Here is a 1,027-nt window from a genome sequence, read left to right as displayed (position 1 = left end):
TAGGCCGTGTTTCATAAGGCCTTCAGCCACTCGTTGATCGCAGCGATCGTGAGGACGGCTTCGTAGCGGACGGCGAGCTTGTCATAGCGGGTGGCCATACCTCGATTGCGTTTGAGCAGGTTGATGCCGCACTCCACGGAGTGACGCAGCCGGTAGAGCTCAGGGTCGAAGGCAGGTGGGCGCCCTCCCTTCGATCCCCTGGCTCGCCGGTGGGCGTCCTGGTCGCTCTTGCTCGGGATGCACGCCTTGATCCCGCGTCGGCGCAGGTAGCCGCGGTTGCCCTTGCTGGTGTAGGCCTTATCGGCCAGCACGCGGTCCGGGCGGGTCCGGGGACGGCCGCCGCCGAGACGGGCCACCCGGATCCGCTCCAGCACCGGGCGAAACTGCGGACTGTCGCCCCGCTGCCCAGCGGTCACCACCGCGGCCAGCAGCTTGCGGCCCTGCTCACACGCCAGATGAGTCTTGGTGGTCAGCCCACCGCGCGAACGTCCTAACGCGTGATCTGCCGGCTCTGTGTGCACTCCACCGGGCGGCTCCTTGTGCGCGTGGCCGTCCCGCCGCGCGCCGGCCGCGTGCTGGTGGGCCCGCACGACGGTGGAATCCACGCTCACCGTCCAGCCGATCTTCTCCTCAGCATCCGCGCACGCCTGCAACGCCGAAAGGATCCGCGCCCAGATACCCGCCCGCTGCCAGCGGCGGAACAGGCCGTACACCGTGAACCAATGGCCGTAGCAGGCCGGCACGTCCCGCCAGGGCGTCCCGGTCCGGATCCGCCATCGGATCCCGTCGATCAACTGCCGCCTGCTCCACTTGGGCGGACGCCCCTTGCCCGACCGGGCAGGTAGATGCGGCTCCAGCGCCGCCCACTGCGCGTCAGTGAGGTCGTGCCGCCTCGTCACCGCTACGCTGGCCACGAGGTCTCCGGTACTTCGTTCTTCTTGGTCGTTGAACCAACTACCGGAGACCTCTTCTTTTAACGATCAACGACACGCCCAACCACGTCGTGATCTTTCGAAACACGGCCTAG

The 1,027-nt window shown here is 67.7% G+C and carries 1 protein-coding gene; it reads right to left on the bottom strand.

Features of this window, described 5'->3' with window-relative positions:
• Nucleotides 1-11 precede the first annotated feature (11 nt).
• Nucleotides 12-899 (bottom strand): IS5 family transposase, encoded by an 888-nt coding sequence (locus ACWEJ6_RS54770; RefSeq protein WP_452433719.1) that lies wholly within the window; start codon nucleotides 897-899, stop codon nucleotides 12-14.
• Between the last annotated feature and the right edge of the window lie 128 nt (nucleotides 900-1,027).

The sequence above is a fragment of the Nonomuraea sp. NPDC004702 genome (assembly GCF_053601695.1).
The sequence above is the reverse complement of the archived record's forward strand: the minus strand, read 5'-3'. Positions and strand labels throughout refer to the sequence as shown.